Genomic DNA, 6000 nt, shown 5'->3' with positions numbered 1-6000 from the left:
CTCTGGTTTAAAGATTTTCTGTGTTGCATGATTTTTTTTGACAAAGGTAGGCGTCTGGATCATGCCAGGAAAGATGTCATTGCTGGGGTGGATACTTTTGTCTTACCTTAAAAACACACCACAACAACGTTACGAAGAATTAATTGAGAACTATCCTCATATTGTTCAACGTGTTCCACAACATTATATAGCTTCCTATTTAGGCATTACTTCTGTGTCGTTGAGCCGGATACGAAACAGGCAGTAAACGTTTATTTATTAACAATTGTTATCGTCCGGGGGCTGAATGATTTCTCAATTTTGTACTGTACTAAAACAGTAAAAATGAGAACAGTTATCGTATTCAATCATCCTAACGAAGGCAGTTATTGTAATGCCATATTACAATCTGTTACTAATGGGCTTCAAAATGTAAATCATGACGTTGACTTGATGCACCTTGATAATGACGGATTTAATCCCGTAATGTCAAAGGCAGATTTAAAAGCATTTATAGATCACAAACCCATTGATCCACAGGTAATCGATTATACCGAACGTTTGAAAAAGGCCAACCACCTGATTTTTATTTTCCCAATCTGGTGGGATATAATGCCGGCAACCACCAAAGGTTTTGTTGACCGGGTGCTGTGTCCGGGGGTCGTGTATGACCACCATCCTAGAGGATTTGGATTGGTGCCTCTCTTGAAAAATCTAAAAAGCGTAACCATTATCACGACAATGAACAAACCGAAAATAATGTATTCCCTGCTCATTGGAAATTTAATCAGGAAAACCATGTTAAGAAGCGTTTTTAAAACGATAGGGTACAAAAATCTTCATTGGATAAGTTTTACTTCAGTAAAATCAGTAAGCCAAAAGAAAAGAGAAAATTGGTTAATCAACCTTGAGAACAGGTTCTCAAAACTCAACTAAAAAAATCCTTGTATTATGAAACTGAACCGAAATTACGTTACCCCTTTCATCTCTATAGTTTTCCTGGTCGTTGCAATTACCGGTTTACTTATGTTTTTCCATTTATTTGACGGTTATACAGAAGTCGTACATGAGTTCCTTGGCCTTTTCTTTGTTATTTTTGCCGTTTTCCATGTCATAATCAATTGGAAGGCCTTGAAAATCCATTTCAAAAAGGGTGTTTTCTTCCCTGCTGCATTGGCCGTAGCAGTAATGTCCATATTGTTTATCGTTCAGCAACATTACAATCCGAAAGTTGATACCATCGTTTTAGAAAGAATAGTAAAAGCACCGATTGATGATGTTTTCAGAGTTCTGCAGGTTGATTCTGTTGAAGCCGCAAAAAGGTTGGAAGCAAACGGAATATCAATTGACGGAGCAGCGACGATGGAGGAAATCTGGACTAACAATGATGCAACCCCAGAAGAAGTATTTGATTTGATCACGGATTATTAATTGAAGAAATGAGCAAAATGACCGTATTATATTTCAAGGGCATTGTGCAGGAAACTGCGGATACAATAATGATGGCTATTGTTGAATTAGAATTTTACCCCATGCGTGGGAATTAGATTTTTCCCAATTCTACTGGAATCTCATAGAATTTGTTGGAATCAGTTGGAGGTTTCCGGGAAATCCGGTAATTGTTGGATTTTTTTCAATTGTGTGGCAAAAAGTCTGTAATTCGTTATATTGTTGTTCTTTTTGGCATTGCCCCAAAAAGAACGAAATCCCAATTATGGTTTTTGTGAGTTTAGGTTTAACGATGGTTTGAGTGCTAAAGATGGTTATTTTTAATCACTTAGATATACCCATAAACAAATTATCCGAAAACCAGATTTGATGTTCTTTTATTTTCTTTTGTCGGGAGTTTCGGCGGGGAATGCGATGAGGTTGCACATTTCCCGGAGGCGCGAACGAACTCTTGGCCCATAGATTTCTTCAATTTCGTCAGCAGAGAGGTTGGTAGTGAAGTGTGTTAACCTGTGGTGCCTGGTGAAATTTTCATAACGGGAGAGAATGACTTCTGCCATTACGTTACATTCCTTTCCGTAATGGGTGAGAATCTGTTCGGTTCCGAGGTCGTCAAAGCAAAATGTTTTGATGATTTTGGGTTTTGCACCTGCCAGGTAGGTGATACCAGAGTATCGACGAAGGATTTCAAACCCATCTTTTTCAAATTCAAAAGCAATGTCGCGACATGGTTTCATGAAATGGGGTGCTTGTTCGCGTGAAAAATGTCGCATTAGGTTCATCAGTGAAGTTTTTCCGCTACCAACCGGGCCGGAGAGGAGAATTCCTTTTTGGAGATTTATGCCTTTGAGGTCAGCTGTGGCTTTGTCTCGAAGAAACCACGCCAGTAGTTTACCTATCACCTGGGTGTCGTTAGGGTATAGGAGGAAGAAATTACCATACGTTTCTCTTCCTTTTTGTTGGAGATATGCGAATGCTTTTTGGTAGTAGGGGGACATGAGGTTAATGGTTATTGGGGGGTGGGCATGGGGCATGGAGTAGGGAGTAAGAGGCATGGGGCAAGGAGCCTGGAGCATGGGGAGTGGAGGTTGGGGGTTGAGTGTTGGTAGAGGTATTGTTGTTCATGGTGTGAGATTAGAGGGGTGTGTTGTAATTTTTGTTTTGATTCAAATTAGTGCTACTAGGTTTTGAAGACCGCTTTTTTTTCTTTGTGTTCTTAATTCGGTTATTGAATCTTTCGCGGTTAAGGATCCAATTTCGAGCAGCGGCCTTCCAATCTTTCATTTCTGATTTACCCCCCACAAGCCAGCCATTGCTTTCATAATAATTAAAAAATTTGTCCGCTTCGATTGAGGGCATCCCCTTTTCCTCAAAGTAAATTTGAACATGCTGAAGCATAGGAGGAATGTCTGGCCCAAAACCGGATAAATAAGAATTACTCATTTCTAAAAAATTCTGATTTTCATTTTTCTTGCCACTTTGGGAAGAGGATGTTTTATAACTGTTTTTATAAGGTCGCACGTCTTGTTCTTCAGTTTTATCAAAAGTGAACATGTAAATTAAGCTGCCTCGATGCTTGCTTCTGGATGGATTATATTTAATGAAGCCCAGATGGTCTAATTCCCTTAACGAACGTATGTAAGTATTAGTAGAACCAATCTTAGAAAGCCTCATTATTTCACACCTGGCAATAGAAATAGGATTATTAAAAAAGTTCTCATTCCATCTCCTAAATAATGCCATATATAAACTAATGAGATAAGGAGTTACACGATCTTCATTATCCATCTTTTCAAACACAGCAGAAAGGTGCCGTATGTAGTTCATTTATTGAACCTTAATAGTAAGTTAAAGTGAAGTTGTTTTATTTCTCTCAAGTAAACTCTGAATATCTGAGTAATCATAATATAAGACACCTCCTATCTTTGTGTATGGCAAAGTGCCGTTTATTCTGAGGTTCTGCAAAGTACCAGGAGAAATGTTAAGGATTTTTCGAACCTCATAGGATTTTAGCCATTTTTTTGTTGGTTGCCCTGAAGTTTCCTTGATAATCCGTTGGATGTCATTAATGAGTTCTTGCTTAAAAACTTGCAAATCATCTAAAGTGATAATTTCAGAAGCCATAATTCTAAATTTTAGGGGTTAGTGTTTCAAAATTAGAATGTTGCAATCGGAAACAAACACCAGTTCACCCCAAGTTGGGTAAAAATAAAATTTCACCGAGAATGAATTATTTTGATATACAAAAAGGGGAATGTTAGAAATTTCCAGTGAAGTCCCAACTTGGGTGTATTGCGATTTGCGATTTACAGTAAATCTTGTTCCTCTATTTTGTTTTGAAGTTTTTCTTGCAATTGAGTGAGTAATTTTGTTGGATTTTGCCGGTTCTTTATTTCCAAAAAGTTTCTATAAAAATCCCCAAGTTCGATTGAAAAAATTTCTGAGAAACAGGTTGCAATCTCCTTTATTTCAGCACTACCGTAATTAAAACATCCTTTTGAATGAAGAGCATATATAAGTTCTATTAGGTCTGTTTTAGAATCCGTCCATTTTAAATTGAACTTTTCGGTTCCTGTTTGAAAATCCTGGTCGTCCTTAAGCCTTGTGGTTTTGGAGTTTAAATAATCCAGAAGTAAATCATATCCCAAAAGATAGCTGGCCTTAATACTATGAGGGGTAGAAATCAAAGGTGCAAAGGAATAATAATCAAAGGATTCAAAATAATTAATCCAGGCATTCTCATTTCTTCTAAAATAAATGGCATCGAAGTGGGTGTGTTTTAAGCGCATGTAAGAACAAAAATCTTTGTTATTTCTAAAGAATTTTGAAATTTTTTCATGTTCTTTCTTCAGAATCTTTTTTTGTCTTTTCTTGCCACCTACCTTAAGTTTAGACTCAATTTTCAGCACTTTGTTAAAGTAAATCAATCTATGAAATATTTCCGGATTGATTTCTTTAAAAAAATAAATCTCCTCATTTTGAGATTTGAAAGAATCATTGTTTAGGATGCTCTTTATCCTTTCAATATAATAGAGAATCAAACCTACAGATTTGATTGCCTGGCTTAATTTATTTGTACGACTAATTAACTGCAGTTTAGATAAAAGTTCATCCTTAACTTCAACAAGTTGGGTTAGCATGGTTCTTTAATAAAGCGGGTTAAAAATGCTTTGTAAGTCCCAAGTAACCATTTTGTTGAAAATAAAAATAAACCCGCTAAAAAAACAGGTTTATTTTTATTTTACCTCCAAAATATAATAATTATTTCACAATTTTCTATACCTCCATCTTTTTTTATCCCTTGGAAGCCATTAGAGATATTGAGTGTTTTTGATTTAAAGTATCTCTTAATTTATGCATATCTGAGCAGATTTTTTCTTCTACTATTTTGGCATAAATTTGAGTCGTTTTGATGCTTGTATGGCCGAGTAATTTTGAAACAGTTTCAATGGGGACTCCGTTGGTCAGCGTTACCGTGGTTGCAAAGGTGTGCCTGGCAATGTGAAATGTGAGGGGCTTCCTGATATTACATAAATCTGCCAATTCCTTTAGGTAACTATTTAATTTTTGATTTGATATCCTGGGAAAAACTCTTTGGGAATTAAGGGAGCGTGGATTGTTTTCGTACTTCTTCAAAATACTTAAAGCTTTAGGCAAAAGGGGGATTCTAATCGGTTGGCTTGTTTTTGCCCGATATGTGGTAATCCATAATTCGCCGTCTATACCAATATTTATGTTTTCGGGCTTTAATTCTATAACATCAATATATGCCAGTCCTGAATAACAGCTAAAAATAAAAAGGTCCCGGACGTAGTCTAACCGGTCAATTGACAGTTTTTTTAATTCAATAGCCTGAAGTTCCCCGGAGGTAAGAAACTCTCTTGACTTTTTTTGAAATCTTAATCTGTACCTGGCGAACGGGTCTTTACTGATCCATTCCATTTTTACTGCCATGTTGACCATCTTCCTTAATCTCTCCAGATGCTTCATGACTCCGTTATTGGAGAGTCGTTTTTGATGGTCAACAGGGATGTAGGTTCTTAGGTAGTGCTCAAAGTCTGTGATAAACTGATAGTCCAAATCACTGAGTCCAATATCTATGCTCCCGGATCTATTTTTTAGAAACTTTTCCAGATATCTTTGAGTCGTGTAATAATTTTTAAGTGTTCCCCGGGCCAGGATGTCTTTTAATGTTTCGTTGTGATAAGTAATAAGCTTCTGAAGAGTGTGTTCTTGAGGTTTATTGCCTAAATAGAGGTTTTTAATTGCTTCGGCTGTAATGATCTTGTCACTCATAAGTAACTCACGATAGCACCCGTTTATTTTTGCCCTGACATTGGATAGGTATTGGTTAAACTCTTTTATTTCCGTCCTGGAGCCTTTTGCTTTTTCTTTTGCCGGAATCCAATCTTCGGAAGCGATGGTGGTTTTAAGGGAGATTTCTAAACGTCTTCCATTGACTGAGATGCGGGCGTAAACCGGCAAGCGGTTGTTGTCTTTCTTCTTTCTGCTTGGCCTTACAATGAACTGTACGCCAAAGGTGTTTGATGTTTTCATAACCATTCAATTTTT

The 6000-nt window shown here is 36.9% G+C and carries 7 protein-coding genes; 2 read left to right on the top strand and 5 right to left on the bottom strand.

Features of this window, described 5'->3' with window-relative positions; translation table 11 throughout:
* Positions 1–324 precede the first annotated feature (324 nt).
* A complete protein-coding gene (locus BY457_RS12510) occupies positions 325–915 on the top strand; it encodes an NAD(P)H-dependent oxidoreductase (RefSeq protein ID WP_106153667.1) in 591 nt (196 codons plus the stop codon).
* Positions 916–930: 15 nt separating this feature from the next.
* A complete protein-coding gene (locus BY457_RS12505) occupies positions 931–1410 on the top strand; it encodes a DUF4405 domain-containing protein (RefSeq protein ID WP_106153666.1) in 480 nt (159 codons plus the stop codon).
* A gap of 395 nt (positions 1411–1805) precedes the next feature.
* Here the strand turns inward: BY457_RS12505 and BY457_RS12500 are convergent, their stop codons facing one another.
* The 5 genes from BY457_RS12500 to BY457_RS12480 all read right to left on the bottom strand — a co-directional run bounded on the left by BY457_RS12500 (position 1806) and on the right by BY457_RS12480 (position 5985).
* Positions 1806–2504: an ATPase gene (locus BY457_RS12500; RefSeq protein ID WP_258176718.1), complete on the bottom strand. Its 699-nt coding sequence runs from the start codon at positions 2502–2504 to the stop codon at positions 1806–1808.
* A 58-nt stretch (positions 2505–2562) separates the two neighbouring features.
* Positions 2563–3255, bottom strand: coding sequence for a transcriptional regulator (locus BY457_RS12495; protein ID WP_106153664.1), 693 nt, complete (start codon positions 3253–3255; stop codon positions 2563–2565).
* Positions 3256–3276: 21 nt separating this feature from the next.
* Positions 3277–3552: a helix-turn-helix domain-containing protein gene (locus BY457_RS12490; protein ID WP_106153663.1), complete on the bottom strand. Its 276-nt coding sequence runs from the start codon at positions 3550–3552 to the stop codon at positions 3277–3279.
* Between the two features lie 182 nt (positions 3553–3734).
* A complete protein-coding gene (locus BY457_RS12485; protein WP_106153662.1) occupies positions 3735–4568 on the bottom strand; it encodes an RteC domain-containing protein in 834 nt (277 codons plus the stop codon).
* A gap of 154 nt (positions 4569–4722) precedes the next feature.
* A complete protein-coding gene (locus BY457_RS12480; RefSeq protein WP_106153661.1) occupies positions 4723–5985 on the bottom strand; it encodes a site-specific integrase in 1263 nt (420 codons plus the stop codon).
* Positions 5986–6000: the final 15 nt, after the last annotated feature.

The organism is Marinilabilia salmonicolor (assembly GCF_003003035.1).
Taxonomy (GTDB): domain Bacteria; phylum Bacteroidota; class Bacteroidia; order Bacteroidales; family Marinilabiliaceae; genus Marinilabilia; species Marinilabilia salmonicolor_A.
This window is presented reverse-complemented; position numbering and strand designations above follow the sequence as displayed.

What these genes read in the sequence shown, in the direction of transcription:
- BY457_RS12510 (WP_106153667.1), top strand. Translation starts at nt 325, where the DNA reads ATGAGAACAGTTATCGTATTCAATCATCCTAACGAAGGCAGTTATTGT.
- BY457_RS12505 (WP_106153666.1), top strand. Translation starts at nt 931, where the DNA reads ATGAAACTGAACCGAAATTACGTTACCCCTTTCATCTCTATAGTTTTC.
- BY457_RS12500 (WP_258176718.1), bottom strand. Translation starts at nt 2,504, where the DNA reads ATGCTCCAGGCTCCTTGCCCCATGCCTCTTACTCCCTACTCCATGCCC.
- BY457_RS12495 (WP_106153664.1), bottom strand. Translation starts at nt 3,255, where the DNA reads ATGAACTACATACGGCACCTTTCTGCTGTGTTTGAAAAGATGGATAAT.
- BY457_RS12490 (WP_106153663.1), bottom strand. Translation starts at nt 3,552, where the DNA reads ATGGCTTCTGAAATTATCACTTTAGATGATTTGCAAGTTTTTAAGCAA.
- BY457_RS12485 (WP_106153662.1), bottom strand. Translation starts at nt 4,568, where the DNA reads ATGCTAACCCAACTTGTTGAAGTTAAGGATGAACTTTTATCTAAACTG.
- BY457_RS12480 (WP_106153661.1), bottom strand. Translation starts at nt 5,985, where the DNA reads ATGAAAACATCAAACACCTTTGGCGTACAGTTCATTGTAAGGCCAAGC.